General features: G+C 63.6%; 28 protein-coding genes and 1 pseudogene. 12 read left to right on the top strand and 17 right to left on the bottom strand.

The genetic code is table 11. The annotated features are described in order from the left end of the window. Nucleotides 1–295 precede the first annotated feature (295 nt). From EI545_RS09580 to panB, 8 genes are all read right to left on the bottom strand, one after another. Nucleotides 296–670, bottom strand: a complete 375-nt coding sequence (locus EI545_RS09580) for a hypothetical protein (protein WP_125325265.1) — start codon at nt 668–670, stop codon at nt 296–298. Further along, a complete protein-coding gene (locus EI545_RS09575; RefSeq protein WP_125325264.1) occupies nt 667–981 on the bottom strand; it encodes a hypothetical protein in 315 nt (104 codons plus the stop codon). The genes EI545_RS09580 and EI545_RS09575 overlap by 4 nt, the downstream gene beginning before the upstream one ends. 3 nt (nt 982–984) lie before the next feature. Then, the gene (locus EI545_RS09570; RefSeq protein ID WP_125325263.1) at nt 985–2,913 is read right to left on the bottom strand and encodes an AAA family ATPase; all 1,929 of its coding nucleotides are present in this window, start codon (nt 2,911–2,913) and stop codon (nt 985–987) included. Between the two features lie 130 nt (nt 2,914–3,043). Next, complete coding sequence (locus EI545_RS09565) at nt 3,044–4,171, bottom strand: hypothetical protein (RefSeq protein WP_245990351.1); 1,128 nt, start codon at nt 4,169–4,171, stop codon at nt 3,044–3,046. Beyond that, nucleotides 4,164–4,511, bottom strand: coding sequence for a hypothetical protein (locus tag EI545_RS09560; protein ID WP_125325262.1), 348 nt, complete (start codon nt 4,509–4,511; stop codon nt 4,164–4,166). Before EI545_RS09560 ends, EI545_RS09565 begins: the two co-directional genes overlap by 8 nt. 30 nt (nt 4,512–4,541) lie before the next feature. Beyond that, complete coding sequence (locus tag EI545_RS09555) at nt 4,542–5,612, bottom strand: coiled-coil domain-containing protein (protein ID WP_125325261.1); 1,071 nt, start codon at nt 5,610–5,612, stop codon at nt 4,542–4,544. Nucleotides 5,613–5,874: 262 nt separating this feature from the next. Further along, the gene (gene panC / locus EI545_RS09550) at nt 5,875–6,714 is read right to left on the bottom strand and encodes a pantoate--beta-alanine ligase (protein WP_125325260.1); all 840 of its coding nucleotides are present in this window, start codon (nt 6,712–6,714) and stop codon (nt 5,875–5,877) included. Then, the gene (gene panB / locus EI545_RS09545) at nt 6,711–7,553 is read right to left on the bottom strand and encodes a 3-methyl-2-oxobutanoate hydroxymethyltransferase (RefSeq protein WP_125325259.1); all 843 of its coding nucleotides are present in this window, start codon (nt 7,551–7,553) and stop codon (nt 6,711–6,713) included. The genes panC and panB overlap by 4 nt, the downstream gene beginning before the upstream one ends. Before the next feature lie 151 nt (nt 7,554–7,704). On the opposite strand from panB, the gene EI545_RS09540 reads away from it, so the two are divergent. Further along, the gene (locus tag EI545_RS09540; RefSeq protein ID WP_125325258.1) at nt 7,705–8,046 is read left to right on the top strand and encodes a cupin domain-containing protein; all 342 of its coding nucleotides are present in this window, start codon (nt 7,705–7,707) and stop codon (nt 8,044–8,046) included. 154 nt (nt 8,047–8,200) lie between these two features. Here EI545_RS09540 and EI545_RS09535 read toward each other — a convergent pair. Beyond that, nucleotides 8,201–8,935: pseudogene (locus tag EI545_RS09535) on the bottom strand (L,D-transpeptidase); the annotation flags it as partial. Nucleotides 8,936–9,240: 305 nt separating this feature from the next. Here EI545_RS09535 and EI545_RS09530 point away from each other — a divergent pair. Further along, nucleotides 9,241–9,495 (top strand): GlsB/YeaQ/YmgE family stress response membrane protein, encoded by a 255-nt coding sequence (locus tag EI545_RS09530; RefSeq protein WP_125325256.1) that lies wholly within the window; start codon nt 9,241–9,243, stop codon nt 9,493–9,495. Between the two features lie 35 nt (nt 9,496–9,530). On the opposite strand, the gene EI545_RS09525 is transcribed toward EI545_RS09530, so the two are convergent. Continuing rightward, entirely contained in the window at nt 9,531–10,736 is a 1,206-nt protein-coding gene (locus tag EI545_RS09525; RefSeq protein ID WP_125327348.1) for an aminopeptidase P family protein, read from the bottom strand. A 236-nt stretch (nt 10,737–10,972) separates the two neighbouring features. On the opposite strand from EI545_RS09525, the gene EI545_RS09520 reads away from it, so the two are divergent. The 3 genes from EI545_RS09520 to EI545_RS09510 all read left to right on the top strand — a co-directional run bounded on the left by EI545_RS09520 (nt 10,973) and on the right by EI545_RS09510 (nt 12,829). Continuing rightward, nucleotides 10,973–11,326 (top strand): TFIIB-type zinc ribbon-containing protein, encoded by a 354-nt coding sequence (locus EI545_RS09520; RefSeq protein ID WP_125325255.1) that lies wholly within the window; start codon nt 10,973–10,975, stop codon nt 11,324–11,326. Nucleotides 11,327–11,474: 148 nt separating this feature from the next. Then, nucleotides 11,475–11,825, top strand: a complete 351-nt coding sequence (locus EI545_RS09515) for a cupin domain-containing protein (RefSeq protein WP_125325254.1) — start codon at nt 11,475–11,477, stop codon at nt 11,823–11,825. Then, nucleotides 11,825–12,829 (top strand): P1 family peptidase, encoded by a 1,005-nt coding sequence (locus tag EI545_RS09510; RefSeq protein WP_125325253.1) that lies wholly within the window; start codon nt 11,825–11,827, stop codon nt 12,827–12,829. Before EI545_RS09515 ends, EI545_RS09510 begins: the two co-directional genes overlap by 1 nt. A 58-nt stretch (nt 12,830–12,887) precedes the next feature. On the opposite strand, the gene EI545_RS09505 is transcribed toward EI545_RS09510, so the two are convergent. From EI545_RS09505 to pgsA, 3 genes are read right to left on the bottom strand one after another with little or no spacing between them, the layout of a single operon-like run. Further along, on the bottom strand, nt 12,888–13,328 hold the full coding sequence (locus EI545_RS09505; protein WP_125325252.1) for a molybdenum cofactor biosynthesis protein MoaE: 441 nt from the start codon (nt 13,326–13,328) through the stop codon (nt 12,888–12,890). 1 nt (nt 13,329) lies between these two features. Continuing rightward, nucleotides 13,330–13,578 carry a molybdopterin converting factor subunit 1 gene (gene moaD / locus EI545_RS09500; RefSeq protein ID WP_125325251.1) on the bottom strand — a complete coding sequence of 83 codons (249 nt, stop codon included), beginning with the start codon at nt 13,576–13,578 and terminating at the stop codon, nt 13,330–13,332. After that, nucleotides 13,575–14,240, bottom strand: a complete 666-nt coding sequence (gene pgsA, locus EI545_RS09495) for a CDP-diacylglycerol--glycerol-3-phosphate 3-phosphatidyltransferase (protein WP_125327346.1) — start codon at nt 14,238–14,240, stop codon at nt 13,575–13,577. Before pgsA ends, moaD begins: the two co-directional genes overlap by 4 nt. A 319-nt stretch (nt 14,241–14,559) precedes the next feature. On the opposite strand from pgsA, the gene EI545_RS09490 reads away from it, so the two are divergent. After that, nucleotides 14,560–15,249 (top strand): hypothetical protein, encoded by a 690-nt coding sequence (locus EI545_RS09490; protein WP_125325250.1) that lies wholly within the window; start codon nt 14,560–14,562, stop codon nt 15,247–15,249. Nucleotides 15,250–15,272: 23 nt separating this feature from the next. Here EI545_RS09490 and uvrC read toward each other — a convergent pair whose 3' ends face one another. The 4 genes from uvrC to EI545_RS09470 form a co-directional block, all read right to left on the bottom strand. Beyond that, nucleotides 15,273–17,141, bottom strand: coding sequence for an excinuclease ABC subunit UvrC (uvrC, locus tag EI545_RS09485; protein WP_125325249.1), 1,869 nt, complete (start codon nt 17,139–17,141; stop codon nt 15,273–15,275). A gap of 297 nt (nt 17,142–17,438) precedes the next feature. Further along, nucleotides 17,439–18,212, bottom strand: coding sequence for an SDR family oxidoreductase (locus EI545_RS09480; protein ID WP_125325248.1), 774 nt, complete (start codon nt 18,210–18,212; stop codon nt 17,439–17,441). Beyond that, nucleotides 18,209–18,394 carry a hypothetical protein gene (locus EI545_RS09475; protein ID WP_125325247.1) on the bottom strand — a complete coding sequence of 62 codons (186 nt, stop codon included), beginning with the start codon at nt 18,392–18,394 and terminating at the stop codon, nt 18,209–18,211. The genes EI545_RS09480 and EI545_RS09475 overlap by 4 nt, the downstream gene beginning before the upstream one ends. 1 nt (nt 18,395) lies before the next feature. Further along, the gene (locus EI545_RS09470) at nt 18,396–19,190 is read right to left on the bottom strand and encodes a S49 family peptidase (RefSeq protein WP_125325246.1); all 795 of its coding nucleotides are present in this window, start codon (nt 19,188–19,190) and stop codon (nt 18,396–18,398) included. A gap of 61 nt (nt 19,191–19,251) precedes the next feature. On the opposite strand from EI545_RS09470, the gene EI545_RS09465 reads away from it, so the two are divergent. The 6 genes from EI545_RS09465 to EI545_RS09440 all read left to right on the top strand — a co-directional run bounded on the left by EI545_RS09465 (nt 19,252) and on the right by EI545_RS09440 (nt 26,094). Beyond that, on the top strand, nt 19,252–20,133 hold the full coding sequence (locus EI545_RS09465) for a LysR family transcriptional regulator (protein ID WP_125325245.1): 882 nt from the start codon (nt 19,252–19,254) through the stop codon (nt 20,131–20,133). 89 nt (nt 20,134–20,222) lie between these two features. Beyond that, nucleotides 20,223–20,681 (top strand): formate dehydrogenase subunit gamma, encoded by a 459-nt coding sequence (locus EI545_RS09460; protein ID WP_125325244.1) that lies wholly within the window; start codon nt 20,223–20,225, stop codon nt 20,679–20,681. Next, nucleotides 20,678–22,183, top strand: a complete 1,506-nt coding sequence (locus EI545_RS09455) for an NADH-ubiquinone oxidoreductase-F iron-sulfur binding region domain-containing protein (protein WP_125325243.1) — start codon at nt 20,678–20,680, stop codon at nt 22,181–22,183. Before EI545_RS09460 ends, EI545_RS09455 begins: the two co-directional genes overlap by 4 nt. Next, nucleotides 22,180–25,056, top strand: coding sequence for a formate dehydrogenase subunit alpha (fdhF, locus tag EI545_RS09450; RefSeq protein WP_125325242.1), 2,877 nt, complete (start codon nt 22,180–22,182; stop codon nt 25,054–25,056). Before EI545_RS09455 ends, fdhF begins: the two co-directional genes overlap by 4 nt. After that, nucleotides 25,053–25,874, top strand: a complete 822-nt coding sequence (gene fdhD, locus EI545_RS09445; protein WP_245990350.1) for a formate dehydrogenase accessory sulfurtransferase FdhD — start codon at nt 25,053–25,055, stop codon at nt 25,872–25,874. Before fdhF ends, fdhD begins: the two co-directional genes overlap by 4 nt. Then, complete coding sequence (locus tag EI545_RS09440; RefSeq protein WP_125325241.1) at nt 25,864–26,094, top strand: formate dehydrogenase subunit delta; 231 nt, start codon at nt 25,864–25,866, stop codon at nt 26,092–26,094. Before fdhD ends, EI545_RS09440 begins: the two co-directional genes overlap by 11 nt. Nucleotides 26,095–26,158 lie beyond the last annotated feature (64 nt).

Here is a 26,158-nt window from a genome sequence, read left to right as displayed (position 1 = left end):
CTTTTGTCACCCGTGATGGCTGCAAATGTGAAGATAAAGGCAATGAGGGCAAGAAACGCGCAAATGTAGGACGATAAGTACAGTAGTCCGGAGGCTCCACTGCCTCTGTTAGCTCCAGACGCCATTGCAGACACCAAGGCGAAGGGGACAACCAATGAAACTACCGCTCCCAGAAAATATGAGCGCACTATAGACCATCCCGAGTCTAGCATCACCGCCTTGACCATGCGCGCCCAAATGATCCCGCCAAGCACGGGTCCGCCAAGCAATGCAATTACACCGACGGTTTCTCCAATCATTCACCATCCACCATCTTCATCCCCAACCGGCGATTCATTTCCTGCGCCTTCACCAGCCAGACGAACCCCAACAAAGGCCCCCACAGCAGCGCGAACAGCGCCGAGCGGCCCAGGAAGAACCCCACCCGCTCAATCGGGTTACGCAGGACCTGCTCGTATACCCCTTCGTTGATTGACGCATAAAGTGCCGCCATCATCAGCGCGCCCACCGCATAGGCCACGACCGCTGTCTTGAGGGCCGCGAACGCCAGCGTGCGGTGCGACAGGTTGTTCTTGCCAGTGAACCAGCCGGGCAAGACAACCACCACCGCGCAAAGCAAGACGAGCGGCAGGACAGAGTTCCAGAGGTCCAGCGTCAGATGGTTGCTCACCCCTTCCCCCCCGACCGCCGCAGCTTCCAGATCACAGACCCAAGCGCGGCTCCGACCAGGAAACTGGCGATCCACATGATGCTCTCGCTGGTCATGTAGCCAAAGGCCGAGGCAACCCGGCCAGACCCATCAGGATTGACCCCCGGACTGACCTGAAAGAAGAACAGTACAAAGACCCCGACAAGCGCCGGGATCACCGCGAAAACGATCCCGCGGTTCGGCCCCCAGCGCAGACAGAGCAGCAATGCCACCACCAAGGGCAGGATGAAGTCAGCCACGAAAACCAAAGGGTTGTGCAGAACCGCTCCCATAGCTCACCCCTTCCCCTCCAGATACCGCCGCTTCGCCTCTTCCTGCCGCCCAAAATCCCGCACCATGCCCTGAATCGCCACCTCGTCCGACTTGTCCGCATAGCGGAACTCGCTGTCGGCGTAGCGGTTGATCTCCTGGATCACCATCTCCACCGAGATCGGGGTCATCAGCCCGCGGATCATCGCCAGCTTCTCGTCATAGGGCTTGAAGAGGAACAGGTCCGGCTCCTCCATCCACTCATCCGGCAGTTCAAAGTCCATCGCCCGGACCTTCACCGCATCGGTGATGTTCTTGATCGCCCGCCCTGTGAACCGCTCATCCGCCGTCTGGATCGCCTTCAGATAGGCCCCGATCTTGGCAATGGTGTCGAGCGGCCCGATGTCCTTCGCCACCTTCTCCCACACCGTCAAAAGCCCCGCCTCATGCGGCTTTGAATGCCCCTCAAAGCTGGCCGCCACAGCCTTCTTGATCTCCTGCGCGGCGAACAACTCATGCTCCCCAACCGGGATCGCATGGTTCTTGCCCAGCAGAAGGCTCAAAATATCAATGTAATCCTCCTTCGTCTGTGGCCCATCCACCAGAAACCGCGCTCCTGCCCGCTGGCGCAGGGCGTCGTCCACATTCTCCGGGTAGTTGGAGAACATCCCAAACGTGCAGTTCCCCCGCACCACCGTTCCGGCCCCCGCAAAGGCCTGCATGAAGACCGCCGTCACCTCCTGCTGGCCCGCGCTGGACTGCCGGTCCCCCCGCTTGCCCGCCACCTGGTCGATGTCGTCGATGGTCCCGAACCCAATGACCGAGGGATCCAGCACCGCATCAATGAACGCCTTGGCATTCTGCCCCGACTTGCCCTGATAGCTGTCGATCTGGTCGATGCTGAAGTTCTGGTAGCGGAACGGATAGCCCGCCACCTTGCAATAATCGTTCAGAAGCCCCGCCATCATCTGGATCAGCGTGGTCTTGCCCGTCCCCGGTTTCCCATCCCCCATGAAGGTGAAGATGAACCCGCCAAGCTCCGCAAATGGGTTCAGCCGGCGTTCGAAGTCATAGGCCATCAGCATCTTCGACAAGCGCAGGCTCTGATACTTCGCGATGTGGTTCCCCACCACCTCATGCGGCTTCTTGAAGGCCATGGCGATCACGCCGCCCTTCGCCGCCTTGGCCGGCTTGAAGCCTGAAAGCGTCAGCCCATCCGCCTCCACCTTCCACGACCCAGCCGTGAACACCGACGTCCGCGCCCCATTCTCGGCCCGGATCTGCACTTTCTTCATCAGCGCCTCGGCGAAGGCCGACACCACCGCCACCAGCTTCACATCATCCGTTGCCAGCGCCCCGATGTCCTGATCCAGCTCCCACAAGGCCCCCTGCAACGCCAGCGGGGCATTATCCGTCAGCACCTCCTCCACCTCGCCCAGCTCAACGGTGGAAGACCCGACATGTGGCGCGATCAGATAGGCCAGCGCATTGCCGAAGGTGAACAGCACCACCAGCGCCTCACCGGCCAGCAACTCCCCGAACTCCCCGCGCTTGGGCTCCGGCACCCGCCCCTCAAGGTTCGCCCGCTTCAACTCCGCCAGCCCCGACTGGGCCGAGAACGTCTCACCCATTGCCAGCGCAATCGCCAAGGACCGCCGCAGCGCATTCAGCACCGCCGCCTGCACCGGGGTCACCAGCCCGTCGCCCAGACCCTCCACCCGCTCCGCCAGCCGCACGCCCCCGGGCCGCGCCGTGGACCGCGCCGCCATCCCCGGCACGGTCGACCGGAACCGGGGCCGCGCGCCGATGCCCGAGGACCGCTCGGCCTGAATCGCCTCGACCAAAGGCTTCGCCAGCCGCGGCGCATGATCGAACCCAAGGACCATCCCCAGCGCCGCCTCATATTGCGCGCGGATCGTCTCTTCCTTCAGTTCCATCGTGTCGCGCGTGCTCATCGAACCCTCCAAATGCCATCCAAACCGTTCGCGCGCCGCGCGGGAGTATTTGGAAAGAAGCAAATCTGCTCAAGTTGCTCTTTTCCAAATACTCCGGGGTCCGGGGCAGCGCCCCGGGGGCTGCCGCCGATCACAACGTCGGGATCAACCGCCCCCCGTCCCCCACGACAAATTTCCGCAACCCCCGCAATCCCTTGGGGTCCTGCTCCACCAGCACCTGATAGGGCCGCTCGGGCAAGATGATCATCCGGTCCTGCCGCGTGGCCCCCAGTTCGGCCCCAGCCACCGGGTCCAGCTTGTAAACCTGCCGCTGCGAGGAGGAGAACCAGCCGTCCTTCACCGGCTCTTCCCGTTCAGCCAGCAGATCCTCGACCGTCCAGACCAAAGCCCAATCCTGACCCTCAGGGGCCTTGGCGCCTTCCAGAACCTTGGAAATCGGCCCGGATTGCAGCGTGAAGCTGGCCGAATACATCGGACCCAGCGTGATGCGCCGTAGCCGTTTAGGGTGCAGGTCGGCAAAGTCCTTGTCGAACCCCGTGGCGATGGTCAAAAGCTTCAGCCCGCCAATCGCCTGCGCCATCAGCGCTGCCTGTACCTGTGGCCAGCGGAACACGTCGCTTGGCAATGGCTTTCGGCCAGAATCCTCCAGGTCCATCAGATAGACCACCGGCAGGTTGACCTGCGTGTCCCAGACCGCCCAATGCACCAGAAAATGCCGCCGCTCACCGATGTTCTCGATCCACTGCGCGTCCGGGTCGTTCCGCGCCCAGAAGATGCCGCCCGCCTGCAGCGCCTCATAGTAGTAGCGCTGCGCCAATGCGAATTGCAGCGTGGTCGGGATCGTCAGGTCGCCGACAATCTGCCGCACCATCCGGTCCTTGAGCTCCGCCTCCGACGGCATCCCCGCCAGATGCCGCTCGGCCTGCTGGGCATCGACGGCCATGGTCATCAGCTCTTGCGCGACCGGAAAGCCGCTTTCGTGCCGGTCGATTGTCAGCCGCGTCGCGCCATCGTCCCGCCCGGTCATCAGATACTTGTGGGACAGCGCCTGAAACGTCGCTGCCACCGCCTTGAGGTACCCCCCCAACACCCGCGCCTCGGTCCGGCTCAGTCGCCCCTCGGTCTCCATCTCCGCCGCAACCCGGCCAAGATAGCCGCCGATCTTGACGAACTTGGCAAAGTACCGCCGCGCCGTCAGCGTGTCGTAAAGCTCGGAATGGTCCGAGGTGAGGACGTCTTTGATGGTGGGGTCAGCCACGGATGGCCCTCCAAGGCAGCGTCAGGTCATGGCGCAGATTGGACCATTGCTCCAATACAATCGCCATTGCCAGGCTCGGCTCTGCCGGAACGGAAAGGTCGACCACCCGCCAATAGTGGCGATGTAGCCGGATCAAGGTAGGGCATGCGAACCGTAGCAGAATCCACAGCAGCGCAACCGAGGTGGCGGCGTCGGTGAAAAGCGCAATCTCGGGCATCAGAGCGTTCAGAATGAAGTTCATCACCGCCACGCTGAACGCGGCGACAAAGAACCTCCACGCGGCCGCCCAGACTACACCTTGGAGCGCGCTCCTGGCGAGAAAACGTCGGTTGATGGCCATCGCCACTAGCCCCGCCGAACCGGCAACCGATCACTCCCCATACGCGTTCTTGTCGTGCTTCTCGACAATCGCCGCGAACCGGCGCGCAAAGCGTTCATCCGCCTTTGCTTTCTGCTCCAGAATCTGGCGGGCAAAGACCATGTGGTCCTCATGCTTCTCCAGCATGTCGGCCATCTTGTCATTGGTCGCAGCGCCAATCGCCGCCATCGCAGTCTGCGCCTCCTGGTCGGTCTTGACGCCAATCTCGTTGATGCGGTGCGCCACGTCCTGCTGCTGGGCGGTTTTCAACGACGAGGTCAGCGCGTCATAAAGGACAACCCGCTGCTTGGTATCCGTCTGCAGCTTGTTGATCAGCACCAACTGCGTCGCCGCCTGGTTCTGCAGGCTGTCGACCCAGGTCTTGCCCTTCTCGATATAGCGCTCCAGCGTCTGGGACTTGGCCAGCTTCACCTGTTCGTCCTGCACCAGAGCGTTGTACTTGGCGTTCAGCGTCGCCAGTTCCGTTTCCAGCTTCGTCCGCGCCGCCGCGTCCTGTTCGACCGCGATCTTGTTTTCCAACTCGATGATCTTGGGATCAAGTGCGGCGACTTCCGTCCGCACCGCCTCCAGCGCAAAGACGGTTTCCTCGCGTTCGGTCAGGGTGCCGGCAAGGTTGGTCTCCACCCGTGTCTTCTGGGTGTTCAGAAGGTCCAACTGCCCCTGCAACAGCTTCACGATCACGTCCGACTTCGCGATCAGGTCCTGCAGCTTGTCATCCACGGAGGCTGACCGCATCCGCTCCTGCCGCATGGATTCCGCCTTGGCGTTGGAGAAGATGCCGATAAAGCTTTCCATCCCCGTCTTCGACCGCATCTCGGCGAACTCGGCCGAAAAGCCTGCCGTCACATCGTCCAGACCCATGATCAGTTCCGCGATATTCGCGTTCATCAGGTCGGTGTGCTTGTGCACATCCTCCAGCGTGGCGTTTTCCACGTCCAGCGTGATGCCCTGATCCAGCTTCGACCGCGCCGCCTCGATCCGGCCGGTAATGGCACTGATCTTCGCCTGCGCCTCAGCGACCTGAGCCTGACTTTCCTTGATCTGCGTCTCGAAATCGGCCATCGCGCCCTCCGTTGAATAGCGTTTCTATCACTTAGTGATGTAACAAAGAATTACATCATCCCGGCGCCAGTTTTTCGTCATATCCAGCGGCCCAAGTCTTGCAGCATGTTTCCCCCCTCGCCAAGTGCGGATTGTCGGCTTTCTCTTCGACAAATATCCCGGGGAGCTCGAGGGGCGGCGCCCCTCGTCAGCCGAGGAGGAGGCGAAGCCCGACGACGAGACAAAAGGCATGCGCGGCAGCGCTCCTTTTAAAAACCGCCCGTCACACCGGGATGTTGTCGATCAGCCGCACACCGTCGATCCAGGCGGCGGCGAGCATCCGGCGCGGGCGGCGGGGGTCGTCCGAGGGCATCAGCGTCTCGGCATCGCGCAACTCGATGTATTCCACCCGCTCGAACCCCGCCTTGCGCATGGTTTCGGCCGCCTCGCGGATGGCCATGCGGTCGGCGTGGCCTGCGCGAATATCTGTCGCCGCCGCCGTGATCGCCGCGTAAAGGATCGGCGCCTTGGCGCGGCCCTCGGTGGTCAGCCGCACGTTGCGGGAGCTCATCGCCAGCCCGTCCGTCTCGCGGATCGTTTCGCAGCCCACAACCTCGACCGGGACGTTCAGGTCGCGCACCAGACGCAGGACGACCTGCAACTGCTGCCAGTCCTTCTGGCCGAAGTAACCCTTGTCGGCCAGGGTCATGCCAAACAACTTGGTCACAACCGTCGCCACGCCGTCAAAATGGCCCGGCCGCATGTAGCCTTCCAAAGGTTGCGCCACGCCCTGCATCGTGACGTTGGTGATGAAGCCTTCAGGATAGACCTCCTCCACCGGCGGCGCGAAGATCGCATCGACCGGGACTGTCGCAAGCAAGGCGGCATCCGCTTCCTCGCTGCGGGGATATTTCTTCAGGTCTTCCGGGTTGTTGAACTGCTTGGGGTTCACGAAGATCGTGGTGATCACCCGGTCACATTCCGCGCGCGCCCGGCGGGCCAGCGACAGATGCCCGTCGTGCAGCGCCCCCATCGTCGGGACCACGCCGATCACCTCGCCCGCTGCCCGCCAGCCGCGGGCCAGAGCGCGCAGATCGGCAACGGTCCGCAGGATCGGCGTCAAGATTTCACCGCTTTGGATGGGGGCAGGGCGTCGGGAAAGGAATGCTCCTCCGCCGGGAACGTGCCCGACCGCACCTCGGCGGCATAGGCGGCAATCGCATCATCCGCGGTCTTGCCCAATTCGGCATAGCGCTTGACGAACTTGGGGCGAAAGTCGGTGAACAGCCCCAGCATGTCATCGACCACCAGCACTTGCCCGTCACAATCCTTGCCCGCGCCGATCCCGATGGTCGGGATCGTCAGCGCCTTGGTGATGTTGCCGGCAAGCCCCATCGGCACCTTTTCCAGCACCACCGAAAACGCCCCTGCCGCCTCCACCGCCTTGGCGTCGGCCATCACCTTGGCGGCCTCGGCATCCCGGCCCACCACCTTGTAGCCACCCAGCGTGTTCACCGCCTGCGGCGTCAGCCCGACATGCGCCATCACCGGCACGCCCCGCGCCGTCAGAAAGGCAATCGTCTCCGCCATATGCACCCCGCCCTCAAGCTTGACCGACGGGGCGCCGGTTTCCGCCATCAGGCGGCTGGCGTTGCGAAAGGCCTGTTCTGGCGATTCCTCATAGCTGCCGAAGGGCATGTCGATCACCGGCATCGCCTTGGCCGCCCCGCGCACCACGGCGCGGCCATGCAGGATCATCATCTCCATCGTCACGCCCAGCGTTGATGGCAGGCCATGGATCACCATCCCCACCGAATCCCCGACCAGCACCACATCGCAATGCGCATCAACCAGCCGGGCCACGGGCGTGGAATAGGCGGTCAGCACCACCAGCGGCACGCCCCCCTTGCGGGCACGGATATCTGGCGGCAGCACCGGGCGCACGGGCGAGGTCGCACTCATCAGATATCTCCTTGGGCCGTTCGCAATCTGCCCGCCATATGGGCACATGCGCCCTGCCACCGCAACAAATTTGCGCCGCAGCGCAGCGTCAGGCCAAGCCTTGACGGCGGCCCCGCGACCCGCCCCAATGCGCCCAGCGAAAGGACACATCATGCAGCTGTTGCAACGCGTCACCCGTGACGGAACCCCGCCCGAAGTTACCCGCCCCGATCCCGCGAAGGTCTTGAAGGGTGACCCCGTCCACAGCACCTGGAATCTTGAGGATGCGGGCGGCCTTTACGCCGGCCTTTGGCAATCCACCCCCGGTGCCTGGCGCGTGTCCTATGCCGAATGGGAATATGTCTACATCCACTCCGGCCATTCGGTCCTGACGGGCACAGATGGCAGTGTCACCCACCTGCGGGCGGGGGACAGCTACATCATCCGCCCCGGCTTTGAAGGCGTGTGGGAGGTGATCGAAACCACCCTGAAAGACTACGTCATCCGTTCGTAGAGGTGTCCGACGTTCCGACCGTCACCACCGCATCGGGCAGTTCCGGGCCGGGGCAATCGTCCGGGGTGATCCCGCGGCGTTTGCAGGCGGCAAGGCGCTTCCGGTCGGCCTTTTCGGCGGCGGCACGGTCCTTTTCGGCCTGACGGGCGATCAGGACCAGGTCCTTTTCCTTCTTCGTCATGTTCTCGGGCGTTGCCGGAACCACGCGGCCATAGGCGTCTTCCATCTGCGGCCCTTCGGCGGCAAGGCTTTCCGCCTCGGTCCGCACCTTCACGCGGGCGCCGTTCGGCACGCGGTTGTAAAGGTCGATGGCATCCTGGTTGAACAGCCGGATGCAGCCCGCGCTGGTGGCATAGCCGACTGATGCGGCGTCGGACGTGCCATGAATGCGGAACATCGTGTCGCGTCCACCGCGGTACAGATACAGCGCGCGCGCACCAAGCGGGTTCTGCAGACCACCGGGCAAGCCGCCGGCATAGGCGGCATAAAGGTCAGGCCGGGTGCGGATCATGTTGGCGGTCGGCTGCCACGACGGCCATTCCGCCTTGCGCCCAACCACGCCGGTACCCCGGAACGACAGCCCCTCACGCCCTACGGCGATCGGATAGCTCATCGCGCGGCCACCCTCCATCACGAAGTACAGCTTGCGCGCAAAGGTATCGACGACAACCGTTCCCGGCGCCTCGTCACCCGCAAAGGCCACCTCTTGCTTCTGGTTGCCCCCGGCCAAGAACCGCTCCGGCACCGGCTCGATGAAAAACTCACCGTCCTGGATACCCTCATAGCCTGGCACGGCGGCCGGGGCGTCGTCGGTGCGTGGGCTTCCCGCGCAGGCGGCAAGCAATGGCAGGGCAAGGATCGCGAAGATCCGGGCAAGGGATTGGGACACTTGGCAGACTCAATTTCTTGTGGCAGTTGGCCGCAGCTTGCGCCACGCGCATGGGTCTGCGTCAAGTCTAAACCGTTAAGATTGTCGAATCTTTCCGCAGGTTTCGGCACTTGGGTGACGAATCCCCCCGGATTCACCACAGGCATGGTGCTTTGGCCTGACCGCTGGCGCATAGCTCCAGAATCGGTCCCCAGAATCGGGTCTGGTCCGCCACACCAGAAACATCCCGCGCAGGCGGAACCGCTCACGATTCTGTGCGTTGTCTTGCATCGCTCCATTCTGGAAGCGGCAAAAAAGGAACTTCCATGGGCATTGAAGCACTTATCATCACGCTGATCATCGGCGCGGTCGCAGGCTGGCTGGCTGGCCAGATCGTCAAGGGCTACGGCTACGGCCTGCTTGGCAACATCATCGTCGGCATCGTCGGTGCCTTTGTCGCAAGCCTGCTTTTGCCCAGCCTTGGCATCAGCCTTGGCGGCGGCATCCTTGGCGCGATCATCGCAGCCACGATCGGCGCCGTGATCCTTCTGTTCCTGATCCGCCTGATCAAACGCGCCTGAGTGTCGGGGCCGGGGGTTTTCCCCGGCCCGAACCCCTATCCCACCACGTTGAACGCAGGCCCATAGGGGTAATGCGTGATATCCTCCGGCTCATCTTCGGTCACGACGAAGATGTCATGCTCCCGATATCCCCCCGCCCCCGGCATCCCCTCGGGGATCGTCAGCATCGGCTCCATGCTGATCACCATCCCGGGTTCCAGCACCGTGTCGATATCCTCGCGCAGCTCCAGCGCCGCCTCGCGGCCATAGTAGTGCGACAGGATGCCGAAGCTGTGGCCATAGCCGAAGGTCCGGTACTGCAGCATCTGCCGCTCCGCCAGGAAGGCGTTGATCTTCATGGTGATCTCGGCGCAGGACGCCCCCGGCCGCAGCAGCTTCATCCCGAATTCATGGCTGTCGATGTTGGTCTGCCAGACCTTCATGCTGGCATCGTCCACCTCTCCGACAAACAGCGTCCGCTCCAGCGCGGTGTAATAGCCGGAAATCATCGGAAAGCAGTTGAGGCTCAGGATATCCCCATGCTGCAGCTTGCGGTTCGTCACCGGGTTATGCGCGCCATCGGTGTTCAGGCCGGACTGGAACCACACCCAGGTATCGCGATACTCGGCATCCGGGAAGCGCTTGGCAATCTCGCGCTCCATCGCGTCCCGCCCGGCGATGGACACCTCAAGTTCCGTCGCACCCACCTTGATCGCCTCGCGGATCGCATAGCCGCCGACGTCGGCCACATTCGCCCCATGCTTGATCAGCGCAATCTCGGCGGGGGATTTCGTCATCCGTTGGTGCATCGTGGCCGGGGCCACATCCACCCCGCGCTTGGGCTTGAGGAAGGTGTTGAACTTCTCGGCCCGGTCCATCGTCAGATGGTCGGCCTCACAGCCCACCGCCTTGCCCGTCCCGGTCACAGACGCCACCGCGCGCCAGAAATTGTCACGCGTCCAGTCGGTATAGGTGATGTTGTCGCCAATGCTGCGCCGCCAGGGCTGGCCCGCGTCAATGCCCGCAGAGATCGTCACACACTCCGTCTTGGTCACGACGCAAGCGTAGGGACGCCCGAAGGTGCAGTACAGGAACCCCGAATAATAGGCGACGTTGTGCATGGATGTCAGCACCACCGCATCCAGATCATGCATCGCCATGATCTCGCGCAGGCCGTCCAGCCGGTCGGCATATTCCTCGGCGGCAAAGGGCAGGGTGGCCTTCTCGCCGTTGTGGAAACGGTACATCTCGGGTCGGTTCAGTGGCATGTCAGACCTCCGTCACGGGGTGCGCTTCTGGGACCCCGAAAGGTCCCGGCGTACAGGACGGTAGCGGGCAGCCCGCAAGCGTCGGGGCAAAAGCCCCTGTGGCGACGCCATCGCCACGGCTCGCCCCCTTTCTGCGGCTTCGCGGCATTTCGCGCAAGCGCCTTTGCGACCCTTGCGGCCCCGCTTTGCGACCCCATCTAAAGCGGCAAGCAATTGGAATGGAGAACAGGATGCGCTGCCCGGTAGACAATGAAACGCTTGTGATGGCTGATCGCGGCGGGGTCGAAATTGACTATTGCCCCAAGTGCCGGGGCGTCTGGCTTGACCGGGGTGAGCTTGACAAGATCATCGAGCGCTCGCTTGGCGGCAGCGCCCCTGTGGCTGCGGCACCCGTCGCCGCACCGCCGCCGCCGCCCATGCAGCGTCAGGCCGCCCCCGTCTATCAGCCGGAACCCCGCAGCGCACCGCAGGGCTACCGCGATGACGACCGCCGCCGCCGCGATGACGACGACGATGATGACTATCGCCGTGGCTACAAGAAGAAGCGCAAGGAAAGTTTCCTGTCGGACATCTTCGACTTCTGACCCTGTGCTCCTCGATGACTTCGTCACTCGTCGCCCGCCCTTCGCGACGAGGAGACGAAGTCGAACGAGGAGCGGACACCCTGTCCACCGTTTGCGCTTCCGATGCCTCCGGCCTTATCGTCGCGTTACGCAGCCCGGAGGCTTTCCCATGACCCCGATAAACCTGGCCGAAAAGCTTTCGCAATTCAGTGCCCATTGGTCGCCCCACATCGTTGGCGCCTTCAACGGTCATGACCTGATGGTCGTGAAGGTACTGGGCGAGTTTACCTGGCACGACCACCCCGACACTGATGATTTCTTCATGGTCCTTTCTGGTGAGCTGATGATCGATCTGCCCGATGGCACCGTCACGCTGAAACCGGGTGAGGTTTTCGTGGTCCCCAAGGGCATGCAGCACCGCCCCCGTGCAGTGGTTGAAACCCACCTTCTTCTGATCGAACCCGCGGGCACCCCAAACACCGGCGATCCGGCCACTGCGGTGACCAAGGTCCACATCTGATGCGCTCCGGCCCCCTCAACCTGATCACCGATGTGCCGGGCCTGCGTGTCGGCAACGCACAGGATGCAGCCCTGCGCTCCGGCGTCACTGTCTTGACCGCCGACCGCCCCTTCGTGGCGGCCGTGCATGTGATGGGCGGCGCTCCCGGCACCCGGGAAACCGACGTTCTGGCCCCGGACAAGCTGGTGCAAGAGGTGGATGCGCTCTTCCTCTGTGGCGGCTCGGCCTTCGGGCTGGACGCAGGCTTGGGCATCATGGCGGGCCTGCGCGCCATGGGCCGGGGCTTTGCTGTCGGCCCAGTACAGGTTCCGATCGTGCCGGGCGCAATCTTGTTCGACCTGCTGAACGGCGGCGACAAGGATTGGACGGATAGCCCCTATCCCGCGCTTGGCCGCGCGGCGCTGGAGGCTGCGAGTGACACCTTCACCCTCGGCACGGCAGGCGCTGGCTTTGGGGCAATGACCGGCACGCTGAAGGGCGGTCTTGGCTCGGCCTCTGCCGTCCTGCCGTCGGGGATTACTGTGGGTGCGTTGGTGGCCGTGAACGCGCTTGGGTCTGCCACGGTGGGGGAAAGCGCCCACTTCTGGGCCGCCCCATGGGAGGAAGGCGCAGAATTCGGCGGCCTTGGACCGGCGCCGATGATCCCTGAGGACGCCCCCCTGCCGCGCAAGCGGCTGGGCGAGGCGACGACAATTGCCATCGTCGCCACCGACGCCGCGCTGACCAAGGCGCAGGCGCACCGCATGGCAATCGCCGCGCATGACGGGATGGCGCGGGCGCTGGTGCCGTCGCATACGCTGCTGGACGGTGACCTTGTGTTCAGCGCCTCGACCGGGGCGCGGGCGATGGCCGACCCAGTGACCGACAGCTTCCAGATCGGCCACGCTGCAGCCACCTGCCTTGCCCGCGCCATTGCCCGCGCGGTCTTTATGGCCAGCGCAAAGCCCGGGGATCTGCAGCCCAGCTGGCGGTCCCGTTTCGGATCAAATGTTAAGGGTTCGTGAATCGGGCTGTCCAAGCCCTTGAAATCATTGCCTGTGAAGGATGTCCCTTGCAGGGACACTACCACCGCTTCAGGGCCACCTCGTCAGCCTCCTTCGCAGCCACCCACTCGGCCCCATCAGCCCCGATCTCTTTCTTCCAGAAGGGTGCCCGCGACTTGAGGTAGTCCATCAGGAACTCCGCCGCGGCGAAAGCATCCCCCCGATGCGCCGCCGCCGTCGCCACCATCATGATCGCCTCACCCGGGCCAAGCCGCCCGAAACGGTGGATCACCAGCACATCCGCCAGATGCCAGCGCGCCGAGGCTTCCTCGACGATCCCGGCAATCGCCTTCTCGGTCATGCCGGGATAATGCTCGATCTCCATCGCCGCCAAGGACCCGGAGTCATCGCGGACGATCCCGGTGAAGGTCACCACCGCCCCGGCCCCGGTGACGCCACTGGCAAAGCGGGCGGTCTCGGCCCCCAGATCAAAGGGCGCGGACTGGACCGACAGGCGCATCTCAGCCCCCGGTCATCGGAGGAAAGAACGCCACCTCACGCACCCCGGCAAGGGGGGCATCAAAGGACGACAGCTCCTGATCCAGCGCCACGCGCAGGGCCGAGAGGTCGGCGAACGCGGCAGCATAGCGGTCTTCCCGGGCGCGCAATTCGTCGATCAGCCCGGCCACAGTCACGGCCGAGGTCTGCACCCGTTCGCGCGGCAGCCCGATCCGTTCCCGCACCCAGGCGAAGTAGAGGACGTCGATCATTTTTCATCCCGCAGAAATGGCAGGGATTTCGAGAAATACTCCCACCCCGTCAGCAGCGTCAGAAAGGCCGCCAGCCACAATAGCCCGATCCCGACCACGTTCGCATAGGACGCACAGTCGCGCGAGCCACAGGTGCGGATCGCCTCAGCCTCACCGGCAACGACGGCCGCGATGTGCTGCTCCGGGGTCATCCCCTCCAGCGCGAGGACGTTCAGGTAGTCCAGCCCGGTGCCAAGGAACAACACGGCGATGGCAACCATCTGGGCGGTGGTCTTCCACTTTGCCAGCTTGGTGACCTGCAAAAGCCCGGCCTTGGAACCAAGGAATTCCCGAAGGCCGCCCACAAACACCTCACGGAACAGGATGACGGTGGCGGGAAGGATCAGCCAGGGGTTCATCCCGTTGTAGCCGGTCAGGACCATCAGCGCGATCACCACCATGGCCTTGTCGGCGATGGGGTCGAGCATCGCGCCGAACTTGGATTCCTGCTTCCAGAGCCGGGCAAGGTAGCCGTCGAACCAATCGGTGATGGCTGCCCCCACGAAAAGCGCCAGCGCAAACCAGTCGGCCCAGGGGCGGTGGAAGTAGAGGAACATGATCGCCACGCCCGGGGCGGCCAGCAGGCGGATGACGGTCAGGATGTTCGGAATGTTCCAGCGCATGAGGAATTCGTAGACGAAGGGGGGGAGAGGGGGAAGGGGGATCGTCGTCATCCGGGTCGCCGGGCTGATGCCGTTGTGAAAAGGAGCGCGTGCCGCGCGAAGACCCTTTGTCTCGCCCTTTGCGCGTGAAGGACGCGCAAAAGGCTCGGGTATGCCTCCGGCGGGGATATTTGGCGAAGAGAAAGGTGGGGGTTTCGGAGGGGGTCGGCTTGGCGGGGGTGTGGTAGGGTGAGGCGGAGCGGTTGAGGTTGGGTGGTTCGGGATGCGGGTGGTTGTAGGTCTGGCGGCGGTTCTTCTTGCACTTGTTGCAATAGTCTGGATGACCTTCGCGCCTGAAACGCATCGCTGGCGGCAGAAGCTGACTGTCGTCATTCACACGCCCACAGGTGAGGTCACCGGATCGTCGGTCATCGAGGTGCGCGTCAGTTTCTATGGAGGCGGCCAAACCATAACCGGGAGGGAGGTCGCTTATGACCTGATCGGCGAGGCGACGGTGGTCGAGGTTCTGCCGGGCAAATATCTCGTTGCGCTGATCGGTGGCAGCGAGGAGCTGTTTGCACGGGCGGCAAAGGATCGCTTCGAGGGCATGACGCGCGGAGAGTGGCTGCGCGCGATTCCACGGCAAACCGAACCTGTGACGCTGTCCGGCGATCTGATCCCTATGCTCGTGACTTTTGACGACATCACCAAGCCCGAGACGGTGCGGAGGGTGGACCCAAAGGGCCTTGCGGCGGTGTTTGGTGAGGGGGTGCGGCTGAAGGCGGTGACGCTGGAGATCACGGAGGAGGCGGTGACGGAGGGGCGGGTTGAGGGGGTGCTGGGGTGGTTGAATGATGTTTGGCCCGATCGGCTGGATGGGAAGAGATTCGGGACAACCAGAACTCAGTACCGGTTTGCCAATTCCCTAAGCGCAAACTCGTTCTCGACCCATATAATCGTTCTCGACCCATATAACAGGACCCTAAAACGCAGAGGAAGCCTCTCTGCATGCCGCGATGGTGCGCTGTAGCGCACCCTACGATTTTGCCGCATTCACCCCTTCGCCGAGAAGTAGTCCGCGATCGTCTTCGCCATTGCCTCGGAAATCCCGTCCACGGCCTGCAGGTCTGACAGGCCCGCCCGTGCGACGGCTTTGGCGCTGCCGAAGTGTTGCAGGAGGGCGCGTTTGCGGGTGGCTCCGATGCCGGGGATGTCGTCGAGGGGCGTCAGGCTGACCGCCTTGGCCCGCTTGGCGCGGTGGGCGCCGATGGCCCAGCGGTGGGCCTCATCCCGCAGGCGCTGGATGAAGTAGAGCACCGGGTCGTTCCGTTGCAGGGCGAAGGGGCGTTCGCCGGGGCGGTGGAATTCCTCCTTGCCCGCGTCGCGGTCGATGCCTTTGGCGACGCCGACCATCGGGATGTCCTCCACCCCCAGTTCGGACATGATCTCGGCCACCGCCGACACCTGCCCCGCGCCGCCGTCGATCAGCAGAAGGTCGGGCCACATGTCCGACTTCCGCTCGGGGTCTTCCTTCAACAGGCGTTCGAAGCGGCGGGTCAGGACTTCCTTCATCATGCCGAAGTCGTCGGAGTTGGCCCCGGCATCAGACTTGATGTTGTACTTGCGGTATTGCGATTTCAGGAAGCCTTCCGGCCCCGCAACGATCATCCCGCCCACGGCATTGGTGCCCTGAATGTGGGAGTTGTCGTAAACCTCGATCCGCTGCGGCGGGGTGTCCAGATCGAAGGCCTCGGCCAGACCGGTCAGCAGCTTGTTCTGCGTGGTCGATTCCGCCATCCGGCGGGCAAGGCTTTCGCGGGCGTTCCTTGCGGCGTTTTCCACCAGTTCGGCCTTTTCGCCGCGCTGGGGGACGGCGAGTTCCACCTTGCGACCGGCGCGGATGGCCAAAGCCTCGGCCACGAGGTCGGGGTTTTCCACCGGGTGGGAGAGGAGGACAAGGCGCGGGGGTTCCTTGTCATCGTAGAACTGGGTGAGGAAGGCCTCCATGATCTCCGGCTCCTCCGCGCCCGCGCCGGTCTTGGGGTAGAAGTCGCGGTTGCCCCAGCTTTGGTTGGCGCGGATGAAGAAGACCTGCACGCAGGCCTGGCCATGCTCCAGATGGAGCGCGACCACATCCGCCTCGGCCACGCCCTGGGGGTTGATGCCTTGCGTCTGCTGGACCTGCGTCAGCGCCTTGATCCGGTCGCGCAGGGCGGCGGCGCGTTCGAATTCCATCGCGGCGCTGGCTTCGGTCATTGCCTTGGCCAGATCGGCCTGGACAGAGGTGGTCTTGCCTTCGAGGAAGCGCTGGGCGTCATCGACAAGGGTGGCATACCCCTCGCGGTTGATCTTTTCGACGCAAGGCGCGCTGCAGCGCTTGATCTGGTATTGCAGGCAGGGGCGGGTGCGACTTTCGAACATGGAGTCACTGCAGTTGCGCAGAAGGAAGACCTTCTGCAGCTGGTTCAGCGTGCGGTTCACGGCGCCGGCGCTGGCGAAGGGGCCGAAATAGGCGCCCTTTTCGGACTTCTTGCCGCGGTGCTTCTTGATCTGCGGATAGGGGTGTTCGCTGGAGATCAAGATGTTCGGAAACGACTTGTCGTCGCGCAGAAGCACGTTGTAGCGCGGCTTCAACTGCTTGATCAGGTTCTGTTCGAGAAGCAGCGCCTCAAGTTCCGTGCGCGTGGTCAGGAACATCATCGAGGCGGTTTCGTGGATCATCCGGGCGATCCGGCCGGAATGGCCCGAGGGGCGGGCATAGTTTGACACCCGCGCCTTCAGGTTGCGCGCCTTGCCCACATACAGCACTTCGGAAGCGGCGTTCAGCATCCTGTAGACGCCGGGCGAGCCGTCCAGCGTGCGGAGATAATCCTGGATCACGTCATGTCCGACGCGCACGGTGGTCTTGGGGTTTTCATCCATGTTGGGCAGGCATCGATTCTGTGTCGGGGCTGCAATGAACCACGGGTGGGGGCAAGAGGAAAGCTGTCCACTCTTTCTGGGGATAAGTCTGCGGAGAAGATTTCACGAGCGCGGATTTTCTGTTGTTTTCGGCCCGCTTCCTTGGGTTGCCTGTTTTTTGGGCACAATACCAACCCATTGATTTCACAAGAAAGATTTTCGGCTACATCGCAAATCCCTGAAAAATCAGGGGAATTATGACATTTCCGTTAACGTCACGCGAAAAGTGGACAACTTTCTTCGGCTTGGCGGCAAGGACTATTCTACCCCAAGCACGTCGGGCGTCTGCCAGGCCAGATGCTGGCCGCCGTCGATGGCCAGAAACTGGCCTGTGACGGCCGGGCTATCCAGAAAAAACCCAAGCGCTGCGCAGATATCCGCCGGGTTCGCCCCGCGCCCCAAAACCGTGCTGGCGCGTTGGCGGGCGAAGTGATCCGCCGATTGGCGTGCACCCTGCAGGGTAGGGCCGGGGCCGATGGCATTGACGCGGACATGCGGGGCCAGCCCTTGTGCCGCCGTCCGGGTCAGCGCCCAAAGGCCCATCTTGGCGATGGTGTAGCTGGAAAACTCGGGCGTCAGCTTCAGTATGCGCTGGTCGATCATGTTGACGATCAGGCCCTTGGCCAGCAGTTCGCCGTCTTCGTCCGGCGTGGCCGTCGGGCACTGGCGTGCGAAGGCCTGCGTCAGAACATAGGGCGCGCGCAGGTTGGATTCGATGTGACGGTCCCAGCTTTCCCGCGTCGCCGTGTCGATCCGGTCGTATTCGAAGATCGAGGCGTTGTTGACCAGCACGGTCAGCGGCCCAAGGGCAGCGGTTGCGTCGGGGATCAGGGCTTGGCTGTCAGCCTCGACAAGGAGATCGGCCTTGAAGGTCTGGGCCTTGCGTCCCAAGGCGCGGATCTCGGTCGCCAGCGTTTCAGCTTCGTCCTGTGAGGAGGCGTAGTGCACCGCCACGTCATGCCCGCGCCCCGCCAGATACAGCGCCATCGCGCGGCCAAGCCGCTTGCCCGCGCCCGTCACCAATGCCGTCATTTTGCCTTGCCCCCGCAGTCGCATATCTTGCGGCCGATCAGATAGCGCCCGCATTTGGCGCAGACAGGGGCTTTGGAGTTTTTCCGCAGGACGCGGGGCAAAGCAGACGGAAACAACGCCCGGCCGATCAGGGCAATCAGCGCCATGAGGCCAAGAAAGACGAGGATGATCTTGAACAGCATCCTAAAGCCCGTACCGCGCCCAAAGCGCCCGGTCCTCTACCGCGCCAAGCGTCTGGTCCACCATCGCGAGGCCAAACCGCTGGAACAGGCTGCGCTTGCGGCCATAGGGCACCAGCTTCACCTTGTCACCGTAAAGCGCCTTCAGCTTTGGCACCATATGGCCCAGACCGTCCACCAGCCCAAGGTCCACCGCCCCCTGTCCAACCCAGACATCGGCATTGAACAGGTCGGCGGTCTGGTCCAGCCGCGCGCCCCGGCTGGACTTTACATGGGCGATGAAGGCCTGATGGATCGGGGTCTGCAGGGCCTTCAGACGATCAATATCCTCAGGCTTCTGCGGCAGGAACGGGTCGGCGAAGCTTTTCGACCGCCCCGCCGTCACCACCCGCCGCTCTACCCCCTGCCGGGCCAGAAGCTCCGGAAAGCCGAAGGACGCGAAGATCACCCCGATCGACCCGATGATCGAGCTTTGGTCGACCCAGATGTCATCTGCCGCACAGGCCAGCCAATACCCGCCCGAGGCTGCCACATCCTCGACAAAGGCATGGACGGGTACCTTCTTTTCCACCGCCAGCCGCCGGATCCGCGCCGCGATCAGCGACGATTGTACCGCCGACCCGCCGGGTGAGTTGATCTGTAACGCCACCGCCGCCGGCTTACCGCGCGCAAAGGCACGTTCGATCAGCGGGGCGAGGGCTTCGTCGTTCAGGCCGCGTTGGCCGGACCCGATGGTGCCGGACAGCCGGATGACCGGGACAAAGGCGGGTTTTGGCAGGAAAGGGATGAAACGTTTCATGGGTCAGAGTTAGGCCTTCGGGGGCTTGCGGGCAAGGGCTGCGCCGGGGCAGGGTTGAGGCATGATCGACAAGCTGGAAATGTTCATCGCTTTGGCGCGGGAACGCCATTTTGGCCGCGCGGCCGAGGCGTGCGGGGTCACGCAGCCATCCCTCTCCAGCGCCATCCGGCAGCTGGAGGATCAGCTTGGCGTTCAGCTGGTGTTTCGCGGCAGCCGGTTTCAGGGCCTGACCCCCGAAGGCCAGCGCGTTCTTGACAGGGCGCTAGGCATAGTCGGCGATGTGCGTGCGCTGAAGGATGAAATGCGGGTGGTCCGGTCGGGCCTGTCTGGCAACCTGCGGCTTGGGGTGATCCCCACGGCCCTGCCGATGGTGGCCGACCTGACTGGCCCCTTCACCGCCCGGCATCCCAATGTCCGCGTGTCGATCCTGTCGCGCACCAGCGTGGAAATCCTTACCGGCATCGAAAGCCTGGAGCTTGAGGCGGGGATCACCTATCTGGACAACGAACCGCTTGGCCGCGTGTCACAACTGCCGCTTTACACCGAATTCTACCGGTTGCTTGTCGCCAAGGGCAGTGATCTTGCCGGTCGGCGTCAGGTCAGCTGGGCGGATCTTGCGACCATTCCTTTGTGCCTTCTGACGGCGGACATGCAGAACCGGCGGATCGTCAACCAGCATCTGGGGGACGCCGGGGTGGTGGCGGCACCGATGATCGAATCGAACTCCACCGTCGCCCTTGTGGCGCATGTGCTGACCGGGCGCTGGGCGTCGATCGTGCCAAAGCGGTTGGCCGACATGTTCCTTCTGGATGGGCGGCTTCTGTCCGTTCCCATTGTGGAGCCCGAGGCGGAACACACCGTCGGCCTGATCGCCGCCCGCCGTGACCCGCAGACGCCGGTCCTGCAAGCCTTGATTGATGAGGCGTTGCGGCAGTTCCGTTGATAGGCTACGTCTATCAACTAACGACATATCTGTATTGATTTCCCTATCAACCCGCGTATCACGGCGGCAAGCCAGCCAGGGACGCCCGCATGCTTGATTCCGCAGACCTTTCCGACCGGATCGCCGAGATCCTTGAGGCGCATCGCAGCCTTGAAGGCCCTTTGCTGCCCATCCTGCATGACGTACAGGCCGCTTTCGGCCACATCCCGCAGGCGGCGGTTCCGCAGATTGCCAAAGCGCTGAACCTGTCCAAGGCCGAAGTGCATGGCGTGGTCACCTTCTACCACGACTTCCGCGATATGCCCGCCGGCCGCCATGTGCTGAAACTTTGCCGCGCTGAGGCCTGTCAGGCCATGGGTGCCGACCGGGTGGCCGGTGCCGTCAAGGCGGCGCTTGGCATTGACTGGCACGAAACCACGCCTGATGGCCGCGTGACGCTGGAACCGGTGTTCTGCCTCGGGCTATGCGCCTGCGGGCCTGCGGCGATGGTGGATGGGCGACTGGTCGGCCGCTGCGATGCCGGGATCGTCGCGGAGGTTGCCGAATGAAAGTTTACATTCCCCTTGATAGCGCCGCCGTGGCGCTTGGCGCCGATGCGATTGCCGCTGCGGTTGTTGCCGAAGCCACGCGCCGGGGCGTGACGGTCGATGTTGTCCGCAACGGCTCGCGCGGGATGGTCTGGCTGGAACCGCTGGTCGAGGTGGTGACGGATGCCGGGCGTCTGGGCTTTGGGCCGATGACGGTGGCAGACGTGCCCGCGTTGTTCGGTGACCTGTCGGCCCATGCAATGGCGCTGGGCCTGGTGGAAGACCTGCCGTGGATGGTGGGCCAGACTCGGCTGACCTTCGCCCGCGTTGGCGTGATCGACCCCTTGTCGCTGGTTGAATACGAAGCGCATGGCGGGCTGTTGGGCCTGCGCCGGGCGCAAACCATGGCCAAGGCCGAAATCGTGGCCGAGGTGACTGAAAGCGGCTTGCGCGGGCGGGGCGGGGCGGGTTTCCCTACGGGCATCAAGTGGAAAACCGTGTCCGAGGCCCCCGGTGACCGCAAGTACATCGTCTGCAACGCCGATGAGGGCGACAGCGCCACGTTCGCCGACCGCATGCTGATGGAGGGTGACCCCTTCACCCTGATCGAAGGCATGGCGATTGCGGGTCTTGCCTGCGGGGCGACCAAGGGGTTTGTGTACGTTCGTTCGGAATACCCCATCGCCATCCGCGTGATGGAAGCCGCTGTGGCGATTGCCCAGGATGCGGGGTTGCTTGGCCCGGCCTTCGACATCGAAATTCGGGTCGGCGCTGGCGCCTATGTCTGTGGCGAGGAAACGTCGCTGCTGAACAGCCTTGAAGGCAAGCGCGGCGTGGTTCGCGCCAAGCCGCCGCTGCCGGCGCTGCAAGGCTTCATGGGGCAGCCGACGGTCGTCAACAACGTGATTTCGCTGGCCTCCGTGCCGGTGATCCTGGCCAAGGGGGCGGCCTACTACAAGGACTTCGGTCTTGGCCGCAGCCGTGGCACGATCCCGCTGCAGATCGCCGGAAATGTTCGCTACGGCGGGCTTTACGAAACGGCGTTCGGGCTGACCTTGGGCCAGATTGTTGAAGATATCGCAGGGGGTTGCGCAAGCGGCCGCCCGGTCAAGGCGGTGCAGGTCGGTGGGCCGCTTGGCGCCTACCATCCGCGCAAGGACTTTGACACGCCCTTCGGCTATGAGGAATTCGCCGGCCAAGGCGGGCTGATCGGCCATGCGGGGCTGACCGTGTTTGATGACAGCGCCGACATGCTTTCCCTGGCCCGCTTCGCGATGGAGTTTTGCGCCATCGAATCCTGCGGCAAGTGCACCCCCTGCCGTATTGGTGCGGTGCGCGGAACGGAAACCATCGACCGCATCGCCAAGGGGGATGCGGATGCCATCCCGCTGCTGACCGACCTGTGCAACACCATGAAAGCGGGTTCGCTTTGCGCTTTGGGGGGGTTCACGCCCTACCCGGTGATGAGCGCACTGACCCATTTCCCCGATGACTTTGCCCCGATGAAGGAGGCCGCCGAATGAAAGACTTCATCATCCCGGATCGCGATTTCGGCACGCCAGCGGCGAAAAGCAAACAGATGGTCACATTGACCATCGACGGCTTTGACGTGACCGTCCCTGAAGGCACGTCCATCATGCGCGCGGCGGCTGAGGCAGGTATCCAGGTCCCCAAACTTTGCGCCACTGACAGCATTGAGGCCTTCGGGTCCTGCCGTCTGTGTCTGGTGGAAATCGAAGGCCGCAACGGTACCCCGGCCTCATGCACCACCCCCGTCGCCCCGGGCCTCAAGGTCCACACCCAGAACGCCAAGCTGAAGCAACTGCGCCGCGGCGTGATGGAGCTTTACATCAGTGACCACCCGCTGGACTGCCTGACCTGCGCGGCGAATGGCGACTGCGAGCTGCAGGACATGGCTGGTGCCGTCGGCCTGCGCGATGTGCGCTATGAGGCGGTGGATACCCACTTCCGCGCGAAGAACACCAGTGGTGAGGCCAATCCCCAGTGGCTGCCGAAAGACGACAGCAACCCCTACTTCGCCTATGATCCGGCCAAGTGCATCGTCTGCTCCCGCTGTGTCCGCGCGTGCGAGGAAGTGCAAGGCACCTTCGCCCTGACCATCGAAGGTCGGGGCTTCGACAGCCGCGTTTCCTTTGGCGCAAAGACCGACAATGCGCTCGCCTCGGATTGCGTCAGCTGCGGCGCTTGCGTACAGGCCTGCCCGACGGCGACGCTGACCGAAAAGTCGATCATCGACATCGGCACCCCGTCGCATTCCGTCATCACCACCTGCGCCTATTGCGGCGTCGGCTGCAGCTTCAAGGCCGAAATGCGGGGCGATGAGCTGGTTCGCATGACGCCCTACAAACACGGCAAGGCCAACCGGGGCCATTCCTGCGTCAAGGGCCGGTTCGCCTATGGCTATGCGTCGCACAAGGACCGCATCCTGAACCCGATGATCCGCGAGAACATCAACGACCCCTGGCAGGAAGTCTCCTGGCCCGAGGCGATGGAGTTTGCGGCCAACCGGATGAAGGGCATCCAGGAAAAATACGGGCGGCAATCGGTGGGGGTCATCACCTCCAGTCGTTGCACGAATGAAGAGGCGTATCTGGTCCAGAAACTGACCCGTGCCGTGTTCATGAACAACAATACGGATACCTGCGCCCGGGTGTGCCATTCGCCGACCGGCTATGGCCTTGGCCAGACGTTCGGTACCAGCGCGGGCACGCAAGATTTTGACAGCGTTGAACACACTGACGTTGTCATCGTCATCGGCGCGAACCCGACGGACGGTCACCCGGTCTTTGCCAGCCGCTTGAAAAAGCGCCTGCGGAAAGGGGCCAAGCTGATCGTGATCGACCCGCGCCGGATTGATCTGGTCGACAGCCCGCATGTGAAGGCCGCGCACCACCTGCCGCTGCGCCCGGGCACCAACGTCGCCGTTGTGACGGCGCTGGCGCATGTGATCGTGACCGAAGGCCTGATGGATGAGGCTTTCATCCGCGAGCGTTGCGATTGGGACGAATTCCAGGACTATGCCGAATTCGTCAGCCAGCCGAACCACTCGCCCGAGGCGACGGAACTGCTGACCGGCGTGAAGGCTGATGAGCTTCGAGCGGCTGCAAGGCTTTACGCCACCGGCGGCAACGGGGCGATCTACTATGGTCTGGGCGTAACGGAACACTCCCAAGGTTCCACCACCGTGATCGGGATCGCCAACCTTGCCATGCTGACCGGCAACATCGGCCGTCCCGGCGTGGGCGTGAACCCGCTGCGGGGGCAGAACAACGTGCAGGGATCGTGTGACATGGGGTCTTTCCCGCACGAACTGCCCGGCTATCGCCACGTCAAGAATGACGCCGTGCGGTCAGTGTTCGAGGACCTTTGGGGCGTCAAGATCGACAACGAACCGGGCCTGCGCATCCCCAACATGCTGGACGCGGCGGTGGAGGGCACGTTCAAGGGCCTTTACTGCCAGGGAGAGGATATCCTGCAATCCGACCCCGATACCAAGCACGTCGCGGCGGGGCTTGCGGCGATGGAATGTGTGATCGTCCACGACCTTTTCCTGAACGAGACGGCGAACTACGCGCATGTGTTCTTCCCCGGCTCCAGCTTTCTGGAAAAGGACGGCACCTTCACCAACGCCGAACGCCGGATCAACCGTGTCCGCAAGGTGATGGCCCCCCGCCAGGGCTATGCCGACTGGGAGGTGACCCAGCTGTTCGCCCAAGCCATGGGCGCGAACTGGACCTACACCCACCCGTCGCAGATCATGGACGAAATCGCCCTCCTCACCCCCAGCTTCGCGGGCGTCAGCTATGAGAAGCTGGAGGAGATGGGATCGGTCCAGTGGCCCTGCAACGAGGCCTCGCCCGAAGGGACGCCGCTGATGCATATCGACGGCTTCGTGCGCGGCAAGGGCAAGTTCATCCGGACGGAATACGTGGCCACCGATGAACGCACGGGCCCGCGGTTTCCGCTTCTCCTCACCACCGGGCGGATCCTGTCGCAATACAACGTCGGCGCGCAGACCCGGCGGACGGCGAACGTGATCTGGCATGATGAGGATCTGCTGGAAATCCACCCCCACGACGCCGAAGTGCGCGGCGTGAAAGAGGGCGATTGGGTGCGTCTGGCCTCGCGTTCCGGTGATACCAGCCTGCGGGCCACGCTTACCGATCGGGTCAGCCCGGGTGTGGTCTACACCACCTTCCACCATCCCGATACGCAAGCCAACGTCATCACCACCGACTTCAGCGATTGGGCCACCAACTGCCCGGAATACAAGGTGACGGCGGTTCAGGTCTCGCCCTCCAACGGGCCGACGGAATGGCAGCAGGACTATAACGCCCAAGCCGCCCATTCGCGCCGGATTCTGGCGGCGGAATGACCGACAGCATGATCGGCGCGCGGGCGACCCCTCGGCTGGTTTTCGGTCCCTCGGTCCAACCGGGGGCCCAGTCTGGCAAGCGCATGCTGCCCGAGGAGGTTGCCGTGGCGCTGTCGTTCAACGGCACGACGCAGGCCGTGATGATGGCCACGCCTGAGGATCTGGTGGATTTCGGCTATGGCTTTGCGCAGACCGAAGGCATTGCGACGCCCGCGGATATTCTGTCGGTCGAGGTTGAAACCCTGCCCAAGGGCCGCGATGTACAGATCTGGCTTGCCCCTGAAGCCGAAGCGAAACTGTCCGCCCGCCGCCGTACGATGACAGGCCCGGTCGGCTGCGGCCTGTGCGGTATCGACAGTCTGGATCAGGCGCTGCGCGATGTCCCCACGGCGCAGCCGTCAGCCTTCCGCATGACCCCGGCGCATGTGATGGAGGCTGTCGCCAGCCTTCCCGCCCAGCAGCGCCTGCACGACGCTACCCGCGCGGTCCATTGTGCCGCCTTCTGGAATGGCAAGCTGACCCTTGCCCGGGAAGATGTCGGCCGCCACAACGCGTTGGATAAGCTCGTCGGCGCCATGGTGCGCATAGGAACCAGCCCTGCGGGCGCGGTGGTCCTGACGTCCCGCGTGTCCATCGACATGGTGCAGAAGGTCGCCATGCTTGGGGCGCCGATGATCATCGCGGTTTCTGCCCCCACCGCCGATGCCGTGACGCTGGCGGAAAGCGCTGGCATCACACTTATCGCCCTTGCCCGGTCTGACCGGTTTGAGGTCTTCACCCATTCCGACCGCATTCTTGAGGAAAGCCATGTCCGCTGAAAAACTTGTCCACATGGCCAATCAGATCGCCACTTTCATGGAGTCCAAGCCCCATGCAGAAGGCGTCGCCGGACTGGCCAGTCATATCAACGATTTCTGGGAACCCCGGATGCGCCGCCAGCTGTTTGAGGTGATCGACGCCGGCGGCAGGGACCTGCGCCCGCTTGTGATGGAAGCCGCCGCCCAGATCCGGCGTCCGTCCCCCGAAGCCGCCCACTAACCCCGAAGCCCCGGAATTTTCAAAAATTCCGGACCGGAGCCTTCAAAGGCTCCGGCTCGATGTC

Origin of the sequence: Tabrizicola piscis (assembly GCF_003940805.1) — a bacterium.
Lineage (GTDB): Bacteria > Pseudomonadota > Alphaproteobacteria > Rhodobacterales > Rhodobacteraceae > Tabrizicola > Tabrizicola piscis.
The sequence above is the reverse complement of the archived record's forward strand: the minus strand, read 5'-3'. Positions and strand labels throughout refer to the sequence as shown.

Bases quoted from the DNA above. Each gene is read 5' to 3' on its own strand.
- EI545_RS09575 (WP_125325264.1), bottom strand. From the start codon at position 981: ATGGGAGCGGTTCTGCACAACCCTTTGGTTTTCGTGGCTGACTTCATC.
- EI545_RS09570 (WP_125325263.1), bottom strand. From the start codon at position 2,913: ATGAGCACGCGCGACACGATGGAACTGAAGGAAGAGACGATCCGCGCG.
- EI545_RS09560 (WP_125325262.1), bottom strand. From the start codon at position 4,511: ATGGCCATCAACCGACGTTTTCTCGCCAGGAGCGCGCTCCAAGGTGTA.
- EI545_RS09555 (WP_125325261.1), bottom strand. From the start codon at position 5,612: ATGGCCGATTTCGAGACGCAGATCAAGGAAAGTCAGGCTCAGGTCGCT.
- panB (WP_125325259.1), bottom strand. From the start codon at position 7,553: ATGAGTGCGACCTCGCCCGTGCGCCCGGTGCTGCCGCCAGATATCCGT.
- EI545_RS09540 (WP_125325258.1), top strand. From the start codon at position 7,705: ATGCAGCTGTTGCAACGCGTCACCCGTGACGGAACCCCGCCCGAAGTT.
- EI545_RS09530 (WP_125325256.1), top strand. From the start codon at position 9,241: ATGGGCATTGAAGCACTTATCATCACGCTGATCATCGGCGCGGTCGCA.
- EI545_RS09520 (WP_125325255.1), top strand. From the start codon at position 10,973: ATGCGCTGCCCGGTAGACAATGAAACGCTTGTGATGGCTGATCGCGGC.
- EI545_RS09515 (WP_125325254.1), top strand. From the start codon at position 11,475: ATGACCCCGATAAACCTGGCCGAAAAGCTTTCGCAATTCAGTGCCCAT.
- EI545_RS09510 (WP_125325253.1), top strand. From the start codon at position 11,825: ATGCGCTCCGGCCCCCTCAACCTGATCACCGATGTGCCGGGCCTGCGT.
- EI545_RS09505 (WP_125325252.1), bottom strand. From the start codon at position 13,328: ATGCGCCTGTCGGTCCAGTCCGCGCCCTTTGATCTGGGGGCCGAGACC.
- moaD (WP_125325251.1), bottom strand. From the start codon at position 13,578: ATGATCGACGTCCTCTACTTCGCCTGGGTGCGGGAACGGATCGGGCTG.
- pgsA (WP_125327346.1), bottom strand. From the start codon at position 14,240: ATGCGCTGGAACATTCCGAACATCCTGACCGTCATCCGCCTGCTGGCC.
- EI545_RS09490 (WP_125325250.1), top strand. From the start codon at position 14,560: ATGACCTTCGCGCCTGAAACGCATCGCTGGCGGCAGAAGCTGACTGTC.
- uvrC (WP_125325249.1), bottom strand. From the start codon at position 17,141: ATGGATGAAAACCCCAAGACCACCGTGCGCGTCGGACATGACGTGATC.
- EI545_RS09480 (WP_125325248.1), bottom strand. From the start codon at position 18,212: ATGACGGCATTGGTGACGGGCGCGGGCAAGCGGCTTGGCCGCGCGATG.
- EI545_RS09475 (WP_125325247.1), bottom strand. From the start codon at position 18,394: ATGCTGTTCAAGATCATCCTCGTCTTTCTTGGCCTCATGGCGCTGATT.
- EI545_RS09470 (WP_125325246.1), bottom strand. From the start codon at position 19,190: ATGAAACGTTTCATCCCTTTCCTGCCAAAACCCGCCTTTGTCCCGGTC.
- EI545_RS09465 (WP_125325245.1), top strand. From the start codon at position 19,252: ATGATCGACAAGCTGGAAATGTTCATCGCTTTGGCGCGGGAACGCCAT.
- EI545_RS09460 (WP_125325244.1), top strand. From the start codon at position 20,223: ATGCTTGATTCCGCAGACCTTTCCGACCGGATCGCCGAGATCCTTGAG.
- EI545_RS09455 (WP_125325243.1), top strand. From the start codon at position 20,678: ATGAAAGTTTACATTCCCCTTGATAGCGCCGCCGTGGCGCTTGGCGCC.
- fdhF (WP_125325242.1), top strand. From the start codon at position 22,180: ATGAAAGACTTCATCATCCCGGATCGCGATTTCGGCACGCCAGCGGCG.
- fdhD (WP_245990350.1), top strand. From the start codon at position 25,053: ATGACCGACAGCATGATCGGCGCGCGGGCGACCCCTCGGCTGGTTTTC.
- EI545_RS09440 (WP_125325241.1), top strand. From the start codon at position 25,864: ATGTCCGCTGAAAAACTTGTCCACATGGCCAATCAGATCGCCACTTTC.